This window comes from Sphingomonas sp. GW821-FHT12D09, from assembly GCF_058807215.1.
Genome location: NZ_JBXAQL010000002.1, coordinates 458,331 through 479,406, shown reverse-complemented (window position 1 = coordinate 479,406; position 21,076 = coordinate 458,331). Strand labels below are relative to the sequence as shown.

Genomic DNA, 21,076 nt, shown 5'->3' with positions numbered 1-21,076 from the left:
TCACTTTGCCTGGCGGTGGCAAGGCATCGTCGGAATCGAGCCAAAGGCGGGAGTCGCATGCCATAGCCAGTATGCAGCAGACGAAATCCTACATTGCAAGCAATCCCAGCCGATCGCCATTGACCGGCACCGGTTCGCCGGGTCATCGATAGGCGATGGCCGATGCCGAGCTCGCTCCTTTCCCTGAGGTCCGCCGCCTCCACGGCTATTGGGAGCGGCGGACGCAGTATCTCTCCTCGCCGCCCGATGAATGGGTGGCGGACAAGCTGCTGCTCGATGCGCTCGGACTGGGCCTCGAGCAGACACTGCAGTTCCTTGGCAGCGAGCGGCCCGACTTCGAGCGTTTCCAGCGCTGGATCCTCGCCACCGCCGGCACGCCCGGCCGACTGGCGATCGCGCGCTACCATGCCGCGCTGGAGGGCAGCCCGCCGCCGCCCGAGATCGCCGCGCACAACGCCGCAATCGACGCGCTGCCGGATGTGCTCGACGCAGACGACCTCGCCCATTGGGAGGCGCAAGGCTATTTGATCCTACGCGGCGCGATCACGCCCGAGGAAACCGCGGCCGCCGCCGCGTTGCTGTGGGAGACGGTGGGCGCCGACCCGGCCGACCCGGCGAGCTGGTATTCGCCGCGTGGCCAGGGGCTGATGGTCCAGCTCTTCCAGCATCCGGCACTCGAGGCGGCGCGGCGCTCGCCGCGGGTGCACAAGGCGTTCGCCCAGCTCTGGGGCACCGCCGACCTGTGGTGCCGCGTCGACCGGGTGAGCTTCAACGCCCCGCTGCAGCCCGGCCGCAGCTTCGCCGCCCCGCGGCTGCACTGGGACATGAGCCTAGTGCCGCCCTTCGCCTTCGCGACGCAGGGCGTGCTCTATCTGTCGGACACGGCGGAGGATCAGGGTGCGTTCGAGCTGGTGCCCGGCTTCCATCACGGCCTGGCCGAATGGCTGGAAGCGCTGGGCGATGCCGATCCGCGCGCGGTGGACCTGAGCGACCGGGCGGTGCGCGTGGCAGCGCGGGCGGGCGACCTGATCATATGGCGGCAGGACCTGCCGCACGGCGCCAGCCCCAATAGCGCGGCAGCGCCGAGGCTGGCGCAATATGTGAACTTCTATTCGGCGCAGATGGGCGTGCAGCCGGTTTGGCGATGACCTTCCCCTCCCTGGAAGGGAGGGGTTAGGGGTGGGTGGATGCACGCAGAGGCTGGGCGGCCGGCTACAATACGCCCGGACGCGACCCACCCCCGGCCCCTCCCTTTCAGGGAGGGGAGTGTATCTCAATCCCCCTTGGTCGGGTCCCCGCCGATCGCGCCCAGGTCCCCCTGCCCCACCGTCGCGCTCGCCATCTCGAGCATGCGGTCGAGGCTCTTCTTGGCCTGGAGGCGCAGACCTTCCTCGATCTCGACGCGCGGCTCGAGGTCGCGCAACGCCAGGTAGAGCTTCTCCATCGTGTTGAGCGCCATGTACGGACAGATATTGCAGTTGCAGTTGCCGTCGGCACCGGGCGCGCCGATGAAGTTCTTGCTCGGCATCGCCTTTTGCATCTGGTGGATGATGTGCGGTTCGGTCGCGACGATCAGCGTGTCGCCAGCCATGGCTTGCGAGAATTCGAGGATGCCGCGGGTCGAGCCGACATAGTCGGCATGGTCGAGCACGTGCGGCGGGCATTCGGGGTGCGCCGCCACCGGGGCGCCTGGGTGCTGCGCCTTGAGCTTGAGCAGCTCGGTCTCGCTGAACGCCTCGTGCACGATGCACACGCCCGGCCAGAGCAGCATGTCGCGGCCGATCTTGCGCTTCAGATAGCCGCCGAGATTCTTGTCCGGGCCGAAGATGATCTTCTGGCTTTCCGGGATCTGGGCGAGGATCTTCTCGGCCGAGGAACTGGTGACAATGATGTCGCTCAGTGCCTTAACCTCGGTCGAGCAGTTGATATAGGTCAGCGCGATATGGTCCGGGTGCGCGGCGCGGAAGGCGGCGAACTGGTCGGGCGGGCAGCTGTCCTCGAGGCTGCACCCCGCGTTCATGTCCGGCAGCACCACGATCTTCTGCGGCGACAGGATCTTGGCCGTCTCCGCCATGAAGCGCACGCCGCAGAATGCGATCACGTCGGCATCGGTCTCGGCCGCCTTGCGCGAGAGATCGAGGCTGTCGCCGACGAAGTCCGCCAGGTCCTGCAGCTCGGGCTTCTGGTAGTAATGAGCGAGGATCACGGCGTTGCGCTCCTTGCGCAGCCGGTCGATCTCCGCGCGGAGGTCGAGCCCGCTCAAGCTGCCGCCAATGCCGTTGCGCGCGTCCATGCTTCACTCACTCCCTTGCCCGCGCTGCACATGGCCCCGCGCGAGCCCGGGATCAACCCATTGGCGGGGGCGGCGGGAAGGCGAGCGCAGGCAGGGCAGCACCGTGCGTGCCCTGCACCACCCAGTCATAGATCGCCACGCCGACCGGGCTGTGCGCGATCAGGGTCATTGCGATCTGTACCGCGATGATCGTGCCGGCGCCCCACCAAAAGGCGGGATGCACGGCCCCGCGCCGGCGCAGGTCGGCGATCATGCCGATCGCGACGAAGAACAGCACGCCGCCGAGCACCCACCATTCGGCATGCGGCGCGAGCAGCGGCATCGGCATCAGCCGGCCCCAGGCCGGGCCGGTCAGCACGGCCATGCCGCAATACATCAGCCGGCGATGCCAGGCAGTCTCGCGGCGCATCTTGATCGCCGCCGCGGTCAATCCGCCGAAGCAAAGCACGCTGAGCGGGTTCATGATCAGGAAATAGCCGGGCTCGAAGAAGAAGGGCGCACGGCCCGCGCGCACCATCACCACGGTGGTGAAGATGCCGATAGCGACCATCAGCACCGCCCAGCCCGCGCCGATCCAGCCGAGCCTGCGGTGCAGCGTCATGGTGCCGCGGGTCACCAGCACGTTCTGCGTGACGAACAGCACCACCCAGCCAAAGAAGACGACGGCGTGCAGATGGACATGGAACGGCGCGCCGAAGCTGGAACGTCCGGCGGCGAGCTGCAGGCTGAAGCCCGCAACCACGCTCAGCGCCATCACGATCGCCATGGTCAGGAAGAAGCGGTCGTCACGGCCCAGATTGGGCATCGGCTCGGCAAGGGTCGCCATGTTCAGTCCCCCAACTGAAGGTTGCACTGCAGCGAAGGTACAGGGTTTGGCGCGGCCGCTCAACGGGCTGCGTCGCGCGTGCGTCCATCCCCGCCGCAAACCGGCGGAGCGGCTCAGCGGCGGTTGGAGAGCACGTCCTCGGGCCGGCGCGATTCGTCCCAGCGCTCGGTCGGGCGGTTGGCCTCGTCGGGGAAGATCACATTCACGCTGGCATCGATCCCCGCGGCCTTGAGCGGCATCACGAAGCTGCTTTCGATCGCCTTGCGCGTCGCATCGCGGGCCATGCGCATATAGGGGCCGGACTGCGCCTGCTTGAGCAGTTCGGCCTGCCCGGCCTTGCGGTTGGCCTCGTCCAGCTTGCCGCCGACATCGGTGACGGAGAGCAGGATGCCGCCATTGTCGTACTGGCGGATATTGTTGAGATCGACCGCGGGATCGGTGGCCTCGACCTGGGGCAGCTTGACGGTCAGCCGCTTGGTCGCCGCATCCCAGGTGACATCCTCCTGTCGCAGCTTGGACAGGTCGACTTCGTAGCGGACGCTGCCCGGCATGATCATCGTCTTCTGCGCGGTGAAGCCGAGCTGGCTCTGCTTGGAGGTGACCACCGCGACGAACTTGGCCGCGAAGGCGGACAGCCGGTTCTGCTCGCGCAGCCCTGCCAGGCTCGCCTGCGCCACCGTCTCCGGCGTCGGGCCCTGAAACTGCCGCTTGATCGTGTCGCCAACGAACCAGAAGCCGGCGCCGATCGCCAGCAGGATCACCAGCAACGCGCCGAACAGCTTCAGGCAGCCGCCGCCCTGTTTCGCGCTGTCATCTTCCACGCATCGCCCTCCTCGATGACGAGCCCGCGGTCGCGCAGGTCGATCAGATGCGCGAGCACCGACCGCCCGGCCGCACCGGTGAGCCTGGGATCGAGCCCTACATACATGCGCTCGACCAGTGCGGGAACTGCATCGACGTCCGCCTTGAGCAGGCGCAGGATCTGGCCCTCGCGCTGCTTGCGATGGCCGATCAGCCCGCGCACGAAGCGGTGCGGCTTCTGCACGGGTTCGCCATGCGCGGGGAAATAGATGCGATCCTCGGCGCGCTGCATCAGCCTGTCGAGGCTGGCCATGTACGCGGCCATGTCGCCATCGGGCGGCGCCACCACGGTGGTCGACCAGCCCATCACATGGTCGCCGCTGAACAAGGCTCCGGATTCCTGCAGGGCGAAGCAGAGATGGTTGGAAGTGTGGCCGGGGGTGGCGACCGCAGTGAGCGTCCAGTCGGGGCCGGCCACGCTCTCCCCGTCCGCCAGCACCCGGTCGGGCGCATAGCCGGTGTCGAAGGCGGCGTCGGCGCGCGGGCCGGCGTCGGCGAGCGAGAGCGCCGCGCAGCCGATGATCGGGGCGCCGGTCAGTGCCTTTAGCGGCGCGGCGGCGGGGCTATGGTCGCGGTGCGTATGGGTGCACAGGATCGCGACGACCTTGCGTCCGGCGATAGCTGCCATCAGCGCGTCGAGATGCGCGGGCTCGTCCGGGCCCGGATCGATCACCGCGAGCGCGGTCGTGCCGACCAGATAGCTCTGCGTGCCGGTATAGGTGAAGGGCGAGGGATTGGGCGCCAATATGCGCGTGACCAGCGGATCGAGCGCCATGGCCAGCCCCGTCGGGGCGTCCGCGATGATGTCCATATGCCCGAGATGGCCTTTGCCGCGCCGGAGCGCAAGGCCGCAGACGAAACGGGGCCGGCTGCGAAGGAGAGCAGCCGGCCCCGCCGAAAAGGCGTTCGCGAAAGGGGCCTTTTGACGAACGCCCTTCCCCTCTGGGTTACTTGTTGTCGGGAGTGCTGCCCTTCTCGACCTCTGCAATGGCTTCGTCGATGCCCTTCAGTGCCTTGGCGCGCTGCTCGGGGCTGAGGTCGGACTGGCTCTCGATCGAACGGCGGGCCATGTGCAGGCCCATCGCCGCCGAGCGCATGCCCATCTTCCTGCTCTCGAACGCCATCTTCTCGGCATGGACCGTGATCTTCTCGATGCGGTTCGAGCAGATGATCATCACCTTCTTGCCGTTCCGCTCGAAATTCTCGACGACCGGCTTGTCCGCGGTGCCGTCGCACTTGCCGTTCCGGACCTCGGGCATCTCGGCACGGATTTTGTCGATATCGGGCATCATCGTCTCGGTCGACGTGCCGTCCGCGTGGACCATCACCATCTTGGTGATGCGCTTGCCGTCCTTGGCGCCCTTGTCCTTGTCGTCGCTGCTGACGGCGTAGACGTAGCGCGACTTGACCTTGACCGGGCCTTCGGGCGCAGCCGGGGCGTCGGGCGCGGCGGGTTCGCTGGGCGCGGCCTGCGGCGCCGGCGGGGCGGGCACGTCCTGGTCCAGCTTCACGCCGGTGACGGTCTCCACCTTCGCCTTGATCTGCTCGGCGGCCTGGGTGCCCGAGGCGGTGAGGCCGAGCGCGGCCAGGCCGAGCGCGCCGGTGCCGAGCAGGCCGGCGGCCAGGCGAGCAGGGGTATTCTTCTGGGTCTTCGAAAGCATGCGGAGCCTCCCTTTGACTTCATTGATCGTGTGCAGATGACATGCCGCCGAGACCGCACCCCCATGCGCGGACTTGACGATCGCACGGCCATAAGCATGGCGCAGTGCCTGGGCGCGGCCAGCGAGCACCAGGGCGTCGCAGGCCATTTCCTGGTCGGCACGGAAGGCGCGGAAGGCCCTCCAGGCGACCGGGTTGAACCAGTGGATGGCGAGGACGAACAGCGCGACCCAGTTGGCGATCAGATCGCCACGGACATGGTGGCCAAGCTCATGGGCCAGCGCGAGATCGCGCTCCTGCTCGTCATAGCGCTCGGTGAAATCGCACGGGAAGGCGACGTATTTGCGCCACACCCCGAAGGCGAGCGGGCCGTGCACCGCATCGGTCTCGATCACGCGCACGCGGCCCTGGGCCACGGTACGATCGACCCGCGCAGCCTTGAGCAGGCGGCTGCAGTGCCGGGCGTGGGCGATCAGGTGATAGCCCAGGAACAGCGCCGCGCCGGCAAGCCAGGCGACCAGCATCACGAAGATCCAGTCGATCGTCGAGACCATCGCCGTGCCGGCAGCGGGCGTGGACGAGAGCGAAATCGGATCGACGACATAGTAAGCGACGACATCGCTCGCCGCGGCGACTGGAGCCATCGCCTGCTCGCGCCATTCGTGCGGCACCGGCGGAAGGAAAAGCCGCGCCACCGGCAGCAGCCAGAGCACATAGGCGATGTTCGCGCCGAAGGTGCGGCGCACCGGCCCGCGCAGGGCCAGCACCAGCAGCATCAGCAAGGTGGTCGCGACGAAGGTCTCGATGATCCAGCCCATCATTGCTTGAGCTCCCGCAGAAGCGCTTCGATCTCGGCGATGTCCTGGTCGGTCAGCTGGTCGCGCTCGGCCAGATGCGCCACGAGAGGCGTCAGCTTGCCGCCGAACAGCCGGTCCATCAGCTTGCGCGACTCCCCGGCGACATAATCGCCGCGGGCGACCAGCGGGCGATAGAGGTAGCGGCGCCCCTCTTCCTGGTGCGCGATGATGCTCTTGGCGAGCAGGCGCCCGAGCAGGGTCTTGACCGTGTTGGCGCTCCAGCCGCGGGTCGCTGGCACGCGCTCGGCCACTTCCTGGGCGGTGAGCGGCGATTTCTCCCAGAGCACTTCCATCACGGCGTGCTCCGCATCGCTGATCCGTTCCGTCATCGGTCCCTCTTTAGCTCGACTACTTGTGTAATCGTGATGATTACGTCTGTAGTCAAGCGGGTGAACCGTGGGTGAACGAAATCTAACGGCTTGCCCTGCGATCTCGCTGCCTAAGTCCCGAAACTGTCGGAATCGCTTACAAGTGCGAGGTCAGGTTAAAATCCGCTAACCAGGAAAACCCGCGGAAATCTTCGGTTCGCGGGAACTGGCACGGGGTCTGCAAGGTATAAGGCACCTCAAGCGTTCAACGCTTTATTTCAGGGTGGGTCGACCGCTACTTCCCCGGTCTCGCGTCGACCCACCCGACCCGGGTTCTCCCAGACACCAGCGACTCGGACGGCTTGACGCCGTGACGTCACGCCATGGCGGCGTGCAGCCATGACGTCACGATTGCAGCCGTTAGTCCGTCATCCCGGCCTCGTGTCGGGATCCACGGTGCCGCCAATCGCCAACGCAGTAACAAGATCGGAGCGGTCACCCAGCGCCGCCAGGCTCACTCCTCGGGAGGGGCGGCCCGGCACAAGGCCGGAGTGGCGAATTCGAGTTCAGGCTAGCCGGCGGCGATCAGGCCGCCGTCGCACCCTTGTCCGCAAGGAGCTGCGCCAGCTCGCCGCTCTCGTACATCTCCATCATGATGTCCGAACCGCCCACGAATTCGCCCTTCACATAGAGCTGCGGGATGGTCGGCCAGTCGGAGAATTCCTTGATCCCCTGGCGGATGCCCTGGTCCTGGAGCACGTCAACGCTCTCGAACTCGGCGCCGAGATGGCTGAGGATCGTGATCGCGCGGCTGGAAAAGCCGCATTGCGGGAACAGCGGGCTGCCCTTCATGAACAGCAGCACCGGGTTGGCATCGACCAGCGCCTGGATGCGCGCCTGGGTATCGTCGGTCACTTCACTCACTCCTCGACAGGCGCTTCGGTGGTTAGCTGGAGCGCGTGCAGCACGCCGCCCATGCGCCCACCGAGCGCGGCATAGACCGCCTGGTGCTGGCGCACCCGCGGCATGCCCTTGAACATCGGCGCGACAACCCGCGCCGCATAATGATCGCCGTCACCGGCAAGATCGGTGATCTCGACCCGGGCATCGGGGATGCCGGACTTGATCAACTCCTCGATCTCGCTGGCCGCCATCGGCATCAGGCTTCGCCCATCAGCTGGCGGCGCGATTCGACCGACTGTTCCTCGAGTGCACGGCGCACGATGGCCTCATCGGTCTCGACACCGGCGGCGAGCAGGTCGCCGAGCAGCTTGCGGATCACGTCCTCGTCGCCCGCTTCCTCGAAATCGGCCTGGACGACCGCCTTGGCATACGCGTCGGTCTCTTCCGGAGTGAGGTTCATCTGCGCTGCGGCCCACTGGCCGACGAGACGGTTACGACGGGCAGTGACGCGGAAGGCCATGTCCTCGTCGCGCGCGAACTTCGCTTCGAATGCCTTTTCGCGATCGTCGAACGTGGTCATTGCAATCCCCTATCTGGCGTTTGGTGCGGAGATAGGTTGGGGGGACCGCCGTGGCAAGCGAGTGGCCGCTACCCACACACATAACCGTCACCCCGGCGAAAGCCGGGGCCCAGGGTTTCTCTGCCGAATCGCCCGTGGCCCTGGGTTCCGGCTTTCGCCGGGATGACGAATAAGTGTGGCGCGGGATTCGACCTAGATCGTCACCACGACCTTCCCGATCACTGCGCGCGCCGCCATCTTGGCGATCGCCTGGCCTGCATCGGCCAGCGCGAAGGTCTCGGTCACCTTGGGCGCGATATGCCCCTCGCCCCAGAGCCGGAACAACTGCTCGACATGCGCCGCATTGGCCTTGGGATCGCGTGCCGCAAAGGCGCCCCAGAACACGCCGCACACGTCGCAGCTCTTGAGCAGGGTCAGGTTGAGCGGCAGCCTGGGGATGCCCGCCGGGAAGCCGACCACTAGATAGCGCCCTTCCCAGCCGATCGAACGCAGCGCCGGCTCGGCATAATCGCCGCCCACCGGATCGTAGATCACATCGGCGCCCTGGGGCCCGAGCGCGGCCTTGAACTGCTCGGCCAGCGCCTTGGACTGGTCCTTGTCGAAAGGCGCCCGGCCATAGACCAGAGTCTCGTCCGCGCCCGCCGCCTTGGCTGCTTCCCCCTTCTCCGGCGAGGAAACCGCCGCCACGACCCTTGCGCCGAACGCCTTGCCGAGCTCGACCGCCGCGAGGCCGACGCCACCGGCCGCGCCCAGCACGAGCAGATTATGCCCCTCGCGCAGATGCCCGCGGTCGAGCAGCGCGTGGATCGTCGTGGCATAGGTGAGCAGCAGCGCCGCGCCTTCCTCGAAGCTGCGGCCCTCGGGCAGGCGGAACAGCCGCACCGCCTCGATCGCCAGCTTCTCGACCAGCCCGCCATGGCCGGTCACCGCGATCACCCGGTCGCCCACCGCCCAGCCGGTCACGCCCTCGCCGACGCTCTCGATCACGCCGGCGATCTCGCCGCCCGGCGCGAAGGGGCGCGGCGGCTTGAACTGGTATTTGTCCTCGATGATCAGGAAGTCGGGATAGTTGATCGCGCAGGCCTTCACGGCCACGACAACCTGCCCCTTGCCCGCCACCGGATCGGGCAGCTCTTCCAGGATTAGAGTATCAGGTCCGCCCGGTTGCTTCGAGAGCAGTGCCTTCATTCGCCGTCTCCACCGCGATCCACGGGCGGCTTTGCGCCATCCCGGATTCGAATTTCGAAATCGCGGTATCTTGTGCCAGCGTCATACCGATCTCGTCCAGCCCTTCCATCAAGCATTGCCGGCGGAAGGCGTCGAGCTCGAACGGGAAACGGTCCTGGAAGGGCGTGGTGACGGTCATCGTCTCCAGGTCGACGGTGATCTCGTCGGTCTTCGCCACCTCCACGAGCCGGTCCACGGCCTCCTGCGGCAGCACCACCGGCACGATGCCGTTCTTGAAGGCATTGCCCGAGAAGATGTCGGAGAAGCTCGGCGCGATCACGGCCTGGATGCCGAGATCGGCCAGCGCCCAGGCGGCATGCTCGCGGCTGGAACCGCAGCCGAAATTGTCGCCGGCGACGAGCACGGGCGAGCCGGCATAGCGCTCGTCGTCGAACACATTGCCCGGCTGCGCGCGCACGCTTTCGAAGGCGCCCTTGCCAAGCCCCTCGCGCGTCGTGGTCTTCAGCCAGTGCGCCGGGATGATGATGTCGGTGTCGATATTCTTGGCGCCCCACGGATAGGCGCGCCCGTGCACCTGACGGACTGCTTCCATTACACAACCTCCCGGATCAGCGGGCGGCCGTTGTCTCCGCCTTCGGCTCGACGGTCTTGCCGGTCGCGGCATAGGCCGCCACCAGACCACTCAGCACCGTCCCCGCAACCAATGCGATAAGCGCCCGCTTCATACTTCATCCCCTTACGCATCCGCCGACATCAGCTCCCTGACATCGGTGAGGCGCCCTCGGATCGCCGCTGCCGCCGCCATTGCGGGTGAAAGCAGATGCGTCCGCGCCCCAGGACCTTGTCTTCCTACGAAATTTCGATTCGAGGTGGAAGCACAACGTTCGCCGGCGGGGACCTTGTCCGGGTTCATCGCGAGACACATCGAGCAGCCGGGCTCGCGCCACTCGAAGCCGGCCTCGGTGAAGATGCGGTCGAGCCCCTCGGCCTCGGCCTGCAACTTGACCAGCCCGGAGCCCGGCACGATCAGCGCCTGGCGGACGCGGTCGGCGATGTGATGGCCCTTCACCACCGCGGCGGCGGCGCGCAGATCCTCGATCCGGCTGTTGGTGCAGCTGCCGATGAAGACATGCTCGATCGGCACGTCCTCCATCCGCATGCCCGGCGTCAGGCCCATATAGTCGAGCGACTTCTGCGCGGCGACGCGCTTGGCCGGATCCTCGAAGCTCTCGGGATCGGGCACGGTGCCGGTGATCGCCACCACATCCTCGGGGCTGGTGCCCCAGGTGAGCGACGGCGCGATATCGCTGGCGTGGAGGATTACGCTCTTGTCGTAGCGCGCGCCGGCATCGGTCGGCAGCGTCCGCCAATAGGCAACGGCCCGGTCCCAGGCCTCGCCCGTCGGCGCCATCGGGCGGCCCTTTAGATAGGCATAGCTGGCCTCGTCGGGCGCGATCAGGCCGGAGCGGGCGCCGCCCTCGATCGACATGTTCGAGACGGTCAGCCGCCCCTCGATCGACATGGCGCGGATCACGTCGCCGGTGAATTCGATGACATAGCCGGTGCCGCCGGCCGCGCCGATCTTGCCGATGATCGCCAGCACCACGTCCTTGGGGCTCACCCCGAAGCCGAGCGCGCCATCGACGCGGATCTCGAGCGTCTTGGACTGTTTGAGCAGCAAGGTTTGCGTGGCGAGGACATGCTCGACTTCGCTGGTGCCGATGCCGAAGGCCAAGGCTCCGAGCGCCCCATGCGCCGAGGTATGGCTGTCGCCGCAGACCAAAGTCGTGCCGGGCAGCGTGAAGCCCTGCTCGGGGCCGATGACGTGGACGATCCCCTGCCGCACATCGAGCGCGTCGATATAGGGCACGCCGAACTCGGCGGTGTTGATGCGCAGCGTCGAGAGCTGCTTGGCGCTGGCCGGATCGGCGATCGGCAGCTCATGCCCCGCGGCATCGACGCGCGCCGTGGTCGGCAGGTTATGGTCGGGGACCGCAAGCGTAAGGTCCGGGCGGCGCACCGGCCGCCCCGCCGCGCGCAAGCCGGCAAAGGCCTGGGGGCTGGTCACCTCATGGACGAGGTGGCGGTCGATATAGATAAGGCAGGTTCCGTCATCCCGGCGCTCGACCACATGGTCGGCCCAGATTTTCTCGTACAGCGTGCGTGGTTGCAGGGTCATGATGCGCGCGCTTTAACCGATTCTTGCGCGCGAGCAACCCTTTCGGCAATTTTCCATCGCATAGTTGAACTATTCTCCGTCTCAGCGCGGCGGCTTCTGAGCTTCCGCCCTGAGGTAGGTATGCAATGCCACGATTTCCTGGTCGGTGAGATGCGAAAGGTCCCCCTTCGCGACCCGTCCCATCAGCCCCAGGTCGCGCGGCGACATGCCGACGCCGGTGCGCAATAGCTTGCGGAACGCGGGCAGGTCATAGGCCGGCGCGATCTCGAGCAAGGGCGGCACGCGCCGGCCATCGTCATGCGCCTCGCGCGCCTCGGTCATGGAATGGCAACCCGCACACACCGTGCCGGCGATGTAGCCGCCGATATCGGCCGGGCGCCGGGCGGGTGCCCGCGGCGTCTCGATCACTTCCTGCTTGAGCTTGCCGGTGAGGATCGCCACCCGCCCCAGCGGGCCGAAGCTCAGCGTGTCGGTCCGGTCGGCGGCGGAGGGCTTGAGCGTGCGGATCCAGCCGATGATTCGCGCGACATCCTCGTCGGCGATGCGTGCATGGCCTTCGATCGGCATCAGATAGACGCCCTGTCCGTTGCGCTTGATCCCGTAATGGATCAGCCGCGCCAGTTCGGCGTCCGAATAGGTTGCGGCGGCACGCGCCAGCGCCGGGGTGGCGGCGTGGATCACGCCGGGCACTTCGGCCAGCAGCACGCCGTTGCCGTTCGGGCCGTGGCAGCCGCGACACCCCATCGCCGAGGCGAGCCGTCCGCCTTCGGCCACCCCCGCCGGCGAGCGGTCCGAGGCGATGGAAGGCAGCGCCACGGCGTGGCTCTTGCGGATCGCCCATTCGGACCCGCCATAGATCACCGCCAGCCCAAGACAGGCGACGGAAACGAGCACCAACAGCCCGCGAACGACCCAACGCATAAAGAAATCCCCCGAAACGCTTGTGTTATCTCAACAAAACACAAGGCGTCGGTGGACCACCATCCCGCGCCTATATCTCTTTCGGCGAAACATAATTCGGATCATGCGCGAAAGGCAGTGCAGTTTGCTGCCGCAGCGAATCGAGCACCGTTCCGAAATCCGTCTCGCATCGAAAGCCGAGCAGTTTCCCGGCAAGCGCCGCATCATAAACACGACCGATGCTTTTCGGAAGTTGCCAGCCTTTCGCAGCGTATAACGTGACTGCATCGGGATAATGGCGCGTTATTACTGCCCCGGCGTCGCGTTTTAGTTCGGCGCACTCGGATCGGCTGAACGGGGTCGGCGCCGAGACGATGAAGGTACCGAAGCCGATCTCCGGTGCCTTCTCCAGCGCGACCAGGTGCGCGCGCGCCGCATCCTCCACCGTCAGCCGGCGATGGAGCAGCTCGTTCGCCTTCATGTTCTCGCCCGACAGCGCGCGGTGGGTATCGTCCTCTTCGGGGAAGAAGCGGCTGGTGCGCAGCACGACGCAGTTGAGGCCATCGTTGAGCCAGGCCAGCCGGCAGAGCTGCTCGGCGGCGAGCTTGGTGACGCCGTAGATGTTGCGCGGCTCGATCGGCCCCGAGGCCTCGTCGAGCCACACCGCCGCATCCCCCGCCTCGTCGCGAATCGCCTGGCTGATCATCAGCGAGGTGGTCGAGGTGAAGACGAACCGGTCATGTCCGGCCTGCGCCGCCGCCTCGAGCAGGTTGAGCGTGCCGCTAGCGTTGACGTCGATGAACGCCTGTGCGGGATACCGCGCGATATCGGGCTTGTGCAGCGCGCCGCCATGGATGACCGCCTCAATGCCCCGCTCGGCGAAGATGCGGTCGACCAGCGCGCGGTCGGCGACCGAACCGAGGATGTCGGTGTCCGCGCCGGGGGCGATGTCGAGGCCGGTGACAGTGTGGCCGTTGGCCCGCAGCAAGGGCGCGAGGAAGCGGCCGAGCCAGCCGGAAGAGCCTGTCAGGAGGATGCGCATGGGGTTGAGGTAGCCGAGGCGTGGCGGGCTAGAAAGCCCCTCCAGACTTTCTCGTCACCTCCTTCGTCATCCCCGCGAAGGCGGGGATCCAGAGTCACGAAGGACGTTGCTCTGTTACCTGGATCCCCGCCTTCGCGGGGATGACGGGATTAAGGGACGCCTTACCCCAGCACCGGCACCGGCGAGGCCTTGCGCTCGGCCGGCTCGTCCGCGTCCTGCCATTCGGTCCGCCGCTTGACCCGCGGATTGAGGAACAGCGCCGGCAGCTTCAGGAACAGCAGTTCAGAGTGGATGAACGTGTCGATCCCCCGCTCCCACCATTTCGAATCGCGCTTGCCGTTCGCCTTGAGCCAGCCCTCATAGGGCGCCCAGTGGCTCGGCTCGTCCTTCTCGATGATCCGGAAGATCTTCATCAGCACCTTGTCGCCGGTGACCAGCGGATGCTTGAGCAGGATCTCCACCTGCTTGTGGCCGCGCTGCTCGGTGAGCGAGATCACCCGGCAGAGCTTCTCGAACTCGTCGTCCTCGGCGATGATCCTGTTGGTGTCGAGCTCGTCGATCGTCCGGCGGAACATGATCTCGACGAACCGGTCGATATGGCCGCAGGTGCGGTCGACCTGGAGCGGCATCTTGCCCTGCAGCTCGAACCAGCGCTTGAACATGACGTAGTGCTTGCGCTCGTCGGCGCGGTGCTTCTCGATATCGGCGATCAGCTGGTGATCGTCGGGCGCGCGCGCCTTCACCGCTTCGAGCACCCGGTCGATGCTCGTATAGCCACGATGCTCGTTGTAGATGTAGATGGAGCCCAGCAGGTCCAAATAGCGGCGGCGGAACCAGGCTAACATGCGGTTAGGCTTACGCCTTTGCGCCGTCCGCCGCCAATTAATTCGCGTACACGCTGCGCCGCAGCATCAGCGCCTTGCCAGCGCCGCGTTCAGAAACGCCAGGCTGTCGGGCAGCGTCGGCCCCTTGCCGCGAAACGGCGTGGACAGCGCCATCACCACTTCCTCGTGGCTGAGCCCGGGATAGTTCTCAAGCGTGACCGGCGCGCCCAGCGCCCGCAGCCTGGCCGCAAGGTTGATCGCGTTCCTCGGCCGCACCACCGTGTCGCCATCCGAAGTGACGAGCAGCAGCGACGGCGCATCGGCGCGGGCGAAATGGATCGGCTGGGTCATCGCGGGATCGGCGACGCCCTGCATCGCATCGATCGAGCGCTTCGCAGTGAAGGGATAGAAGTCGTACGGACCCGACAGCCCCACGCCCGCGCGCACGATGCCGGGATCGACGCCCTCCGCCTGCAGCCAGCGCCGGTCGAGCGCGAGCATCGCCACGGTGTACGCCCCCGCGGAATGCCCCGCGAGCGCGATGCGTCCGGGATCACCGCCATATTCGGCGACATGGTCGCGCGTCCATTTCACCGCCTGAGCACCGTCCTGGAGGAAGGCCGGGAAGCGCACCCCAGGCACCTTGCGATAGTCCGGCACCACGACGACATAGCCCGCCCGGGCAAAGGCGCGCGCGGCAAAGGCATAGGCGCGGCGATCGCCCTTCACCCAGCCGCCGCCATACCAGAAGATCAGCACCGGCCTTTTGTCAGCCGCCCGGGCGCCCGCCGGGCGCCAGACGTCGAGCGTCTGGCCGTGCGTGCCGAACGCGATCGCGCTGCCCGGCCGCGCCGTGCCCGCGCCGCCGCCCGCCACTGCGTCGGCAAGCGACAGCAACCCCGGCGGCGAGACGAACAGCGCCAGCGCACCGCCCGCGAGCACCAGTGCCAGCTCGGCGCCCGCGGCCCAGCGCCACATCAGGCCGTGGCCAGCGCTTCGTACTTCGCCGTGGTCTTCTCCGCGACTTCCGCCTCGGTCACGCCGGGCGCCAGCTCGACCAGCCGGAAGGGCGAGGCGTGGTCGGGGCGCTGGAACACGGCGAGATCGGTGATGATCATGTCGACCACGTTCTTGCCGGTGAGCGGCAGGCTGCAGCTCGGCACGAACTTCGGCGCGCCGTCCTTGGAGTTGTGCTCCATGACCACGATGATCTTCTTCACCCCGGCGACCAGGTCCATCGCGCCGCCCATGCCCTTGATCATCTTGCCCGGGATCATCCAGTTGGCGATGTCACCGGTCTCGCTGATCTCCATCGCGCCGAGCACGGTCAGGTCGATATGACCGCCGCGGATCATCGCGAAGCTCTGCTCCGAGCCGAAATAGACCGACTGGGGCAGCTCGCTGATCGTCTGCTTGCCGGCGTTGATCAGGTCCGGATCCTCCTCGCCCTCATAGGGAAAGGGCCCGATACCGAGCATGCCGTTCTCGGACTGGAGCGTCACTTCGACGCCCGCCGGAATGTGGTTCGCCACGAGGGTGGGAATGCCGATGCCGAGGTTGACGTAGAAGCCGTCCTGCAGCTCCGTCGCGGCGCGGGCCGCCATTTCATCGCGGGTCCAGGGCATCAGTTCACTTCCTTGCCAAGATCGGTGGGGTTGTCACGTTCGGCATCGAAGCCGAACCAGATGCGCGCCAGCGCCTCGTCCTGGCTGATGCCGGTCGCGTTCGCCCAGGCGCGCGCGCCGTGGCGGATGCAATCAACCAGCGCGATGCCGAACGCCGCGGGATCGGGGTCGAGCGCGGCGGGATCGATCAGGCAGGCCGCTTCCCCGCCCGGCCTGTTCCACATGCGCAGGAACTCGCGGCTGCCCTGGAGCAACTGCGACGCGCCCGAAATATCGAGCTCGTTCGAGATCATGCCCTTGCGCCCAAAGCTCATGGCCTGGGCGCCGCATCGGCCGGATCGGCCCATTGCTTGTCCTTGGGGAATACCTCGTCCATCCCGCCCTTCAGGCCCGAGCCGTAGACCGGGTTGGGCAGGATGAACCAGCCACGCCCCCAGAGCGGCGCGATCAGCGTGTTGGCGGTGGTGTTGCGCCGCGCCGGGGTGGACAGGTCCTTGGCGTTGAACAGGTCGCTAAAGTCGCCCAGCTGGTCGCCACCCATCGCGACGATGCAATAGCGCTCGGCGATTTTCCAGCGACGCTCGTCCTTGCCGCTCGGCGCCTTGTCGTCGCGCAGCACCAGCGTATCGCCAATGGTGACTGGACCAAGCCCTGCCTTGTCGAGCGCCTCCGCGGTGAAGGCCGCAGTGCTGGCGGTACGATTGGAATTGAAGATGACGGTGATGCCGTCGCCGCGGATCGCCGCGACCGTCTCGGCGGCGCCGGGCACTGCCTCCACCTTGTCGGCGCCGGTTTCTTCCCAGCGCGTCCAGCGGGCCTGGTCATAGCCCGGGCCCCGCCGCGCGGCGTCGCTCTCGAAGCCGAGGTTGAGCAGCACGGTCTCGTCCACGTCGAACACCGCGGCCATCGGCCGCTTGCCGCACGTGTCGAACTTGGGCGAAGTCAGCGTCGAATCGCGCGTCATCACTACCGAGGAGATACGGCTCTTGTCGCGGACGTAGCGGATCTCGTTGTGGAGATAATTCCACAGCGCCGAATAGGCCTGCAGGCTCAGCGCCGCACCCTCGCCCGAACCGTAGAGGAACTGCATCTCGGGCGGCACGCTGCCCGGAACCGGCGTGGCGGCAGCCGGCGCCGTGGTGCCGTCAGGCGCCGGCAGCGCGGTGAGGCTGGTGAGCTGAACCTGCTTGCCGTCCGCGGTCGTATAGACCTGGCCCGGCTGCGGGGCCGGCGCCTGTTGCTGGCGCTTGCTCCTCTTGCGCGCCTTGCTGTCCTGCGAGGTCTTGACCACGCCCGCCGCCGCCGCCAGCGGTACCGCGGCCACGGCGATGCAGCCCGAAAGGCTCGTTGCAGCGAGCGCGAGGCCCGCGATCACCGCCAGGCGGCTCATGCCGCGTCTGCGGACTCCGGGCGCGGCCGGGTGGTGCGGAACTCGATCTTCTTGTCGTAGGGCGCGCCCAGGATCAGCCGGTTCACATAGATGCCCGGCAAATGGATCTGGTCGGGATCAAGGCTGCCCACCGGCACCACTTCCTCGACTTCGGCGACGCAGACCTTGCCCGCGGTCGCCATCGGCTGGTTGAAGTTGCGCGCGGTCTTTCGGAAGATCAGGTTGCCGCTCTCGTCCGCCTTCCAGCCCTTGATGATCGACAGGTCGCTGCGGATGCCGCGCTCGAGGATATATTCCTCGCCGTCGAAGACCTTGGCTTCCTTGCCCTCGGCGACCAGCGTGCCGACGCCGGTCTTGGTGTAGAAGCCCGGGATCCCCGCCCCGCCCGCGCGGCAGCGCTCGGCCAGCGTGCCCTGGGGGCAGAATTCCACCTCGAGCTCGCCGCTCAGATATTGCCGCTCGAACTCCTTGTTCTCGCCGACATAGGACGAGATCATCTTCTTCACCTGGCGGGTGCGCAGCAGCTTGCCCAGCCCCTCGCCGTCGATGCCGGCATTGTTGCTGGCGATGGTGAGATCCCTGGTCCCCGCGTCGCGGATCGCGTCGATCAGCCGCTCCGGAATGCCGCTCAGGCCGAACCCGCCGGCGCAGATCGTCATGCCGTCGAACAGCAGCCCTTCCAGCGCTGCTGCGGCGTTGGGATAGAGCTTCTTCATCGGCGATTCTCTCCTGCTTCGCCGCGGGCGATAGTCGGTCGCCCGATCCCGGGTCAAGCGAACCTGAACCGGCCTTCAACTTCGCGGTTACCCTGAGGATGCTCCCGCCCAACCTGAACGGAAGGTGACCAACCATGGTGGTGTGGCACAAACGCAACACGGTCGTTTTGTAATTAAATTGCCATATTGCACTGCGGAATCGGAGGCCTACGTAGAAGCCCGGATGGCCATCCGAACCTGAGTAAATAAGTCCAAAGGTAGGAAATATAATGCGAATTCTCGCAACGACCGCGCTCGCCCTCATGGCAGCCACCGCAGCCCCCGCATTCGCGCAGGACAGCGACGCGCCCTTCACCGGCCCGCGCATCGAGGCCAATGCCGGCTGGGATCATGTCGGCTCCGAGGGCGATGGCCGCTCGGGCGTCGCCTATGGCGGCGCGATCGGGTACGACCAGCAGATCAGCAAGTTCGTGATCGGCGCCGACGCCGAGATCACTGGCGCGACGACCAAGGAAAGCGGCGTCAAGGCTGGCCGTGATCTCTATGCAGGCGTGCGCGTCGGCTTCGTCGCCGGCGGCTCGACGCTGATCTACGGCAAGGGCGGCTACACCAACGCTCGCATCACCGTCGGCAATGACGGCGCGAACTTCGACGGCTACCGCCTCGGCGCCGGCATCGAGAAGAACTTCGGCAAGTTCTACGGCAAGGTCGAGTATCGCTACTCGCGCTACGACGACATCGAGCTGAACCGCGACCAGGTCGTGGCCGGCGTCGGCTATCGCTTCTGATCGCCTGACGATCCGAAGAGAAAGGGGCCGCGCGGGCAATCGCGCGGCCCTTTTTCTATGGGCAATCGCTGCCTGGCGCCGCGACGACGACCGGGTTATCTCTGTTACCAGTGATGGGGTGGCCAGCCCTATGCGGCGGCCACCCAGGATATTGTCATGCAGCCGCGGGTGCGAACACGCGTAACCGGTGACCATCGGGGTCGCGTGCAACGAAGGTCTTGCCGAAGCTCATGCGTGTTGGGGCCTGGATAATCGACAGACCGCGCCGGCTCCAGTCGGCATGCATCGCATCCACCGCGGCCGCATCGGCAACCCCGAACGCGATCTCGCTTGCGCCGGTCTGACCCGTACTCTCGGGTTCCACCGTCTCGCGTGACCATAGCCCCAGCATGACGCCGTCGCGCAACGGCAAAATCGCGATATCCGGCTTCTGCGCGACAATCGGGATGCCAAGCAGTTCGTGGTAGAGCGCGGCGCTGGCTGCATGGTCTCGGACGTGCAGGAGCACGAAATTGAAGTCCGGCATGAAACTCCCTTTCGGATCAACGGCACACGGGGATCGGTGCCGGCGAAAGGAGCGTTACGACGCCATCCTGTCAGTTCTTGTCAGCAGTCATTGTTCGGGGACGCCCTGGACTGCGTGCCACTCCTTGAGCAGCTTGGCGCGACGGCGTGGATACCGCTCCGCCTGGCATTCGAGTGTGGCAATGCGGTCAATCCTGAAATGGCGGTAGCCGGTACGCAACTCGCACCAGGCGACCAAGACACGCACGCGATCATAGAAGGCCAGCGCGATCGGCCAGATGATCCGTTCGGTGGCGTTCCCATGTTCATCGGCATAGGCGACCTGTATCTTGTGTTCGGACCGTATCGCCTGGCGGATCGCGGCAAGCTCACCGTCTCGTGCTGCAATCGGCTCACCGGGGCCGATCAGCAGGCCCGAGGCCTCTATGCCCGCCTTGAGATCGTCGGGGAGCACGGCGCCGATCTTCGCGAGCACGTTGCGCGCGGCCTTGCCGAGCAGCCCGTCCGCCCGTTCCGAAACCCAGCGCGAGCCGAGCACCAGCGCCTCGATTTCCTCTTCGGAGAACATCAGCGGCGGCAGCATGAAGCCCGGACGGAGAACATACCCCAAGCCTGCTTCCCCCTCGATATGCGCGCCTTGGGCTTTCAACGTCTGTATGTCGCGATAGAGGGTACGCAACGAGATGCCGAGTTCTTCGGCCAGCACGGCACCCGCAACCGGTCGCCGATGCTGGCGTAGCACTTGGATCAGGTCGAGAAGACGTTGCGCGCGAGACATGGAAGCCGCTCTCCGGGCGCCATACTGCCATGATCTGGCAGTTGGGCAATCCTTCCCGGAACGCGATTGCGCCAGGCCCTTACGCCTCCGGCCCGTCCCCCAGCATGATCGAGCGGTGCGGCTCCAGTCCGCCATAGCTCTGCTCGACCACCTTCGCCCCCGCCGCGCGTAGCGCCTCCGGCCGGTCCGCCGAACGCACCCCGGTGATCGCCGCTTCGAACTTCATCGTGCCCGCGAACGCCGGCACCGCCCGCACCCGCTCCATCCAGCCGGCCGTGCGTGGCCAGCGATCCGCGTCGATCTCGAACTGGGCGAGCGAGGCATTGCGGAAGAAGCAGGCATAGGTGAAGTCCGCGGTGCAGACATGGTCGAACAGGAAGCCGTCCGCCGGCGCCCGCACCTCGATCCAGTCGAGCGCTTCGGGCAGGTCGCGCGTCGTCACCTGCTCGATCAGCGCGTGATCGATCTCGCGCTTCCAGACATAGGGGACGATCGTCTTCTGGTAGAACAGCCGCCAGATGATCAGGTCGCCCAGCCGGCTGTCGGCGAACTCCTCCATCCAGCGCGCCTTGGCCCGATCCGCGGCCCCGCGCGGCATCAGCGGCGGCTCGGGCCAGCGCTCGTCGATATATTCGGCGATCACGGTCGAATCGTTAAGCACGAGGTCGCCGTCGATCAGCACCGGAATGCGGCGCAGCGGGCTAATCCGAGTGAAGGCATCGGTGCCGAAAAAGGGAATGATCGGATCGAGCTCGTAATCGACGCCCTTGTGATAGAGCGCGACCAGCACCTTGCGGGCATAAGGCGAGACGTGGTTGCCGACGATGAGCATGG

25 protein-coding genes are annotated in these 21,076 nt (G+C 66.6%); 2 read left to right on the top strand and 23 right to left on the bottom strand.

What is annotated here, in order from left to right; translation table 11 throughout:
• Nucleotides 1-155 precede the first annotated feature (155 nt).
• Nucleotides 156-1,148, top strand: a complete 993-nt coding sequence (locus AC1RPL_RS12375) for a phytanoyl-CoA dioxygenase family protein (RefSeq protein ID WP_493069597.1) — start codon at nucleotides 156-158, stop codon at nucleotides 1,146-1,148.
• A 125-nt stretch (nucleotides 1,149-1,273) separates the two neighbouring features.
• Here AC1RPL_RS12375 and nadA read toward each other — a convergent pair whose 3' ends face one another.
• The 20 genes from nadA to AC1RPL_RS12275 form a co-directional block, all read right to left on the bottom strand.
• A complete protein-coding gene (gene nadA / locus AC1RPL_RS12370) occupies nucleotides 1,274-2,293 on the bottom strand; it encodes a quinolinate synthase NadA (RefSeq protein WP_493069596.1) in 1,020 nt (339 codons plus the stop codon).
• A 52-nt stretch (nucleotides 2,294-2,345) separates the two neighbouring features.
• The gene (locus tag AC1RPL_RS12365; RefSeq protein ID WP_493069595.1) at nucleotides 2,346-3,119 is read right to left on the bottom strand and encodes a hypothetical protein; all 774 of its coding nucleotides are present in this window, start codon (nucleotides 3,117-3,119) and stop codon (nucleotides 2,346-2,348) included.
• Nucleotides 3,120-3,232: 113 nt separating this feature from the next.
• Nucleotides 3,233-3,940 (bottom strand): DUF4230 domain-containing protein, encoded by a 708-nt coding sequence (locus tag AC1RPL_RS12360; RefSeq protein ID WP_493069594.1) that lies wholly within the window; start codon nucleotides 3,938-3,940, stop codon nucleotides 3,233-3,235.
• Nucleotides 3,901-4,791, bottom strand: coding sequence for an MBL fold metallo-hydrolase (locus tag AC1RPL_RS12355; RefSeq protein ID WP_493069593.1), 891 nt, complete (start codon nucleotides 4,789-4,791; stop codon nucleotides 3,901-3,903). The genes AC1RPL_RS12360 and AC1RPL_RS12355 overlap by 40 nt, the downstream gene beginning before the upstream one ends.
• 136 nt (nucleotides 4,792-4,927) lie before the next feature.
• Nucleotides 4,928-6,460 carry a M56 family metallopeptidase gene (locus AC1RPL_RS12350; protein WP_493069592.1) on the bottom strand — a complete coding sequence of 511 codons (1,533 nt, stop codon included), beginning with the start codon at nucleotides 6,458-6,460 and terminating at the stop codon, nucleotides 4,928-4,930.
• A complete protein-coding gene (locus tag AC1RPL_RS12345; RefSeq protein WP_493069591.1) occupies nucleotides 6,457-6,825 on the bottom strand; it encodes a BlaI/MecI/CopY family transcriptional regulator in 369 nt (122 codons plus the stop codon). The genes AC1RPL_RS12350 and AC1RPL_RS12345 overlap by 4 nt, the downstream gene beginning before the upstream one ends.
• A 564-nt stretch (nucleotides 6,826-7,389) precedes the next feature.
• A complete protein-coding gene (gene grxD / locus AC1RPL_RS12340) occupies nucleotides 7,390-7,719 on the bottom strand; it encodes a Grx4 family monothiol glutaredoxin (RefSeq protein ID WP_493069590.1) in 330 nt (109 codons plus the stop codon).
• Between the two features lie 5 nt (nucleotides 7,720-7,724).
• Nucleotides 7,725-7,964: a BolA family protein gene (locus tag AC1RPL_RS12335; protein WP_493069589.1), complete on the bottom strand. Its 240-nt coding sequence runs from the start codon at nucleotides 7,962-7,964 to the stop codon at nucleotides 7,725-7,727.
• A complete protein-coding gene (locus tag AC1RPL_RS12330; RefSeq protein ID WP_493069588.1) occupies nucleotides 7,964-8,287 on the bottom strand; it encodes a DUF1476 domain-containing protein in 324 nt (107 codons plus the stop codon). Before AC1RPL_RS12330 ends, AC1RPL_RS12335 begins: the two co-directional genes overlap by 1 nt.
• Before the next feature lie 192 nt (nucleotides 8,288-8,479).
• Nucleotides 8,480-9,475 (bottom strand): NADPH:quinone oxidoreductase family protein, encoded by a 996-nt coding sequence (locus AC1RPL_RS12325; RefSeq protein ID WP_493069587.1) that lies wholly within the window; start codon nucleotides 9,473-9,475, stop codon nucleotides 8,480-8,482.
• Nucleotides 9,438-10,067, bottom strand: coding sequence for a 3-isopropylmalate dehydratase small subunit (gene leuD / locus AC1RPL_RS12320; protein ID WP_493069586.1), 630 nt, complete (start codon nucleotides 10,065-10,067; stop codon nucleotides 9,438-9,440). The genes AC1RPL_RS12325 and leuD overlap by 38 nt, the downstream gene beginning before the upstream one ends.
• A gap of 144 nt (nucleotides 10,068-10,211) precedes the next feature.
• A complete protein-coding gene (gene leuC, locus AC1RPL_RS12315) occupies nucleotides 10,212-11,654 on the bottom strand; it encodes a 3-isopropylmalate dehydratase large subunit (protein WP_493069585.1) in 1,443 nt (480 codons plus the stop codon).
• 81 nt (nucleotides 11,655-11,735) lie between these two features.
• Complete coding sequence (locus AC1RPL_RS12310) at nucleotides 11,736-12,575, bottom strand: c-type cytochrome (RefSeq protein WP_493069584.1); 840 nt, start codon at nucleotides 12,573-12,575, stop codon at nucleotides 11,736-11,738.
• A 70-nt stretch (nucleotides 12,576-12,645) separates the two neighbouring features.
• The gene (locus AC1RPL_RS12305) at nucleotides 12,646-13,596 is read right to left on the bottom strand and encodes an NAD-dependent epimerase/dehydratase family protein (protein ID WP_493069583.1); all 951 of its coding nucleotides are present in this window, start codon (nucleotides 13,594-13,596) and stop codon (nucleotides 12,646-12,648) included.
• A 161-nt stretch (nucleotides 13,597-13,757) separates the two neighbouring features.
• Nucleotides 13,758-14,441 (bottom strand): ferritin-like domain-containing protein, encoded by a 684-nt coding sequence (locus AC1RPL_RS12300; protein ID WP_493069582.1) that lies wholly within the window; start codon nucleotides 14,439-14,441, stop codon nucleotides 13,758-13,760.
• Between the two features lie 66 nt (nucleotides 14,442-14,507).
• Nucleotides 14,508-15,398, bottom strand: a complete 891-nt coding sequence (locus tag AC1RPL_RS12295; RefSeq protein WP_493069581.1) for an alpha/beta hydrolase — start codon at nucleotides 15,396-15,398, stop codon at nucleotides 14,508-14,510.
• The gene (locus AC1RPL_RS12290) at nucleotides 15,398-16,045 is read right to left on the bottom strand and encodes a CoA transferase subunit B (protein WP_493069580.1); all 648 of its coding nucleotides are present in this window, start codon (nucleotides 16,043-16,045) and stop codon (nucleotides 15,398-15,400) included. Before AC1RPL_RS12290 ends, AC1RPL_RS12295 begins: the two co-directional genes overlap by 1 nt.
• Nucleotides 16,045-16,359, bottom strand: coding sequence for a DUF5076 domain-containing protein (locus AC1RPL_RS12285; protein ID WP_493069579.1), 315 nt, complete (start codon nucleotides 16,357-16,359; stop codon nucleotides 16,045-16,047). The genes AC1RPL_RS12290 and AC1RPL_RS12285 overlap by 1 nt, the downstream gene beginning before the upstream one ends.
• The gene (locus tag AC1RPL_RS12280; RefSeq protein ID WP_493069578.1) at nucleotides 16,356-17,435 is read right to left on the bottom strand and encodes an HAD family acid phosphatase; all 1,080 of its coding nucleotides are present in this window, start codon (nucleotides 17,433-17,435) and stop codon (nucleotides 16,356-16,358) included. Before AC1RPL_RS12280 ends, AC1RPL_RS12285 begins: the two co-directional genes overlap by 4 nt.
• On the bottom strand, nucleotides 17,432-18,151 hold the full coding sequence (locus tag AC1RPL_RS12275) for a CoA transferase subunit A (RefSeq protein WP_493069577.1): 720 nt from the start codon (nucleotides 18,149-18,151) through the stop codon (nucleotides 17,432-17,434). The genes AC1RPL_RS12280 and AC1RPL_RS12275 overlap by 4 nt, the downstream gene beginning before the upstream one ends.
• A 269-nt stretch (nucleotides 18,152-18,420) precedes the next feature.
• On the opposite strand from AC1RPL_RS12275, the gene AC1RPL_RS12270 reads away from it, so the two are divergent.
• The gene (locus AC1RPL_RS12270) at nucleotides 18,421-18,939 is read left to right on the top strand and encodes an outer membrane protein (RefSeq protein WP_493069576.1); all 519 of its coding nucleotides are present in this window, start codon (nucleotides 18,421-18,423) and stop codon (nucleotides 18,937-18,939) included.
• 154 nt (nucleotides 18,940-19,093) lie between these two features.
• Here AC1RPL_RS12270 and AC1RPL_RS12265 read toward each other — a convergent pair whose 3' ends face one another.
• The 3 genes from AC1RPL_RS12265 to AC1RPL_RS12255 form a co-directional block, all read right to left on the bottom strand.
• On the bottom strand, nucleotides 19,094-19,465 hold the full coding sequence (locus tag AC1RPL_RS12265) for a VOC family protein (RefSeq protein ID WP_493069575.1): 372 nt from the start codon (nucleotides 19,463-19,465) through the stop codon (nucleotides 19,094-19,096).
• A gap of 87 nt (nucleotides 19,466-19,552) precedes the next feature.
• Nucleotides 19,553-20,242: a helix-turn-helix transcriptional regulator gene (locus tag AC1RPL_RS12260; protein ID WP_493069574.1), complete on the bottom strand. Its 690-nt coding sequence runs from the start codon at nucleotides 20,240-20,242 to the stop codon at nucleotides 19,553-19,555.
• Between the two features lie 79 nt (nucleotides 20,243-20,321).
• On the bottom strand, nucleotides 20,322-21,074 hold the full coding sequence (locus tag AC1RPL_RS12255) for a glutathione S-transferase family protein (protein WP_493069573.1): 753 nt from the start codon (nucleotides 21,072-21,074) through the stop codon (nucleotides 20,322-20,324).
• Between the last annotated feature and the right edge of the window lie 2 nt (nucleotides 21,075-21,076).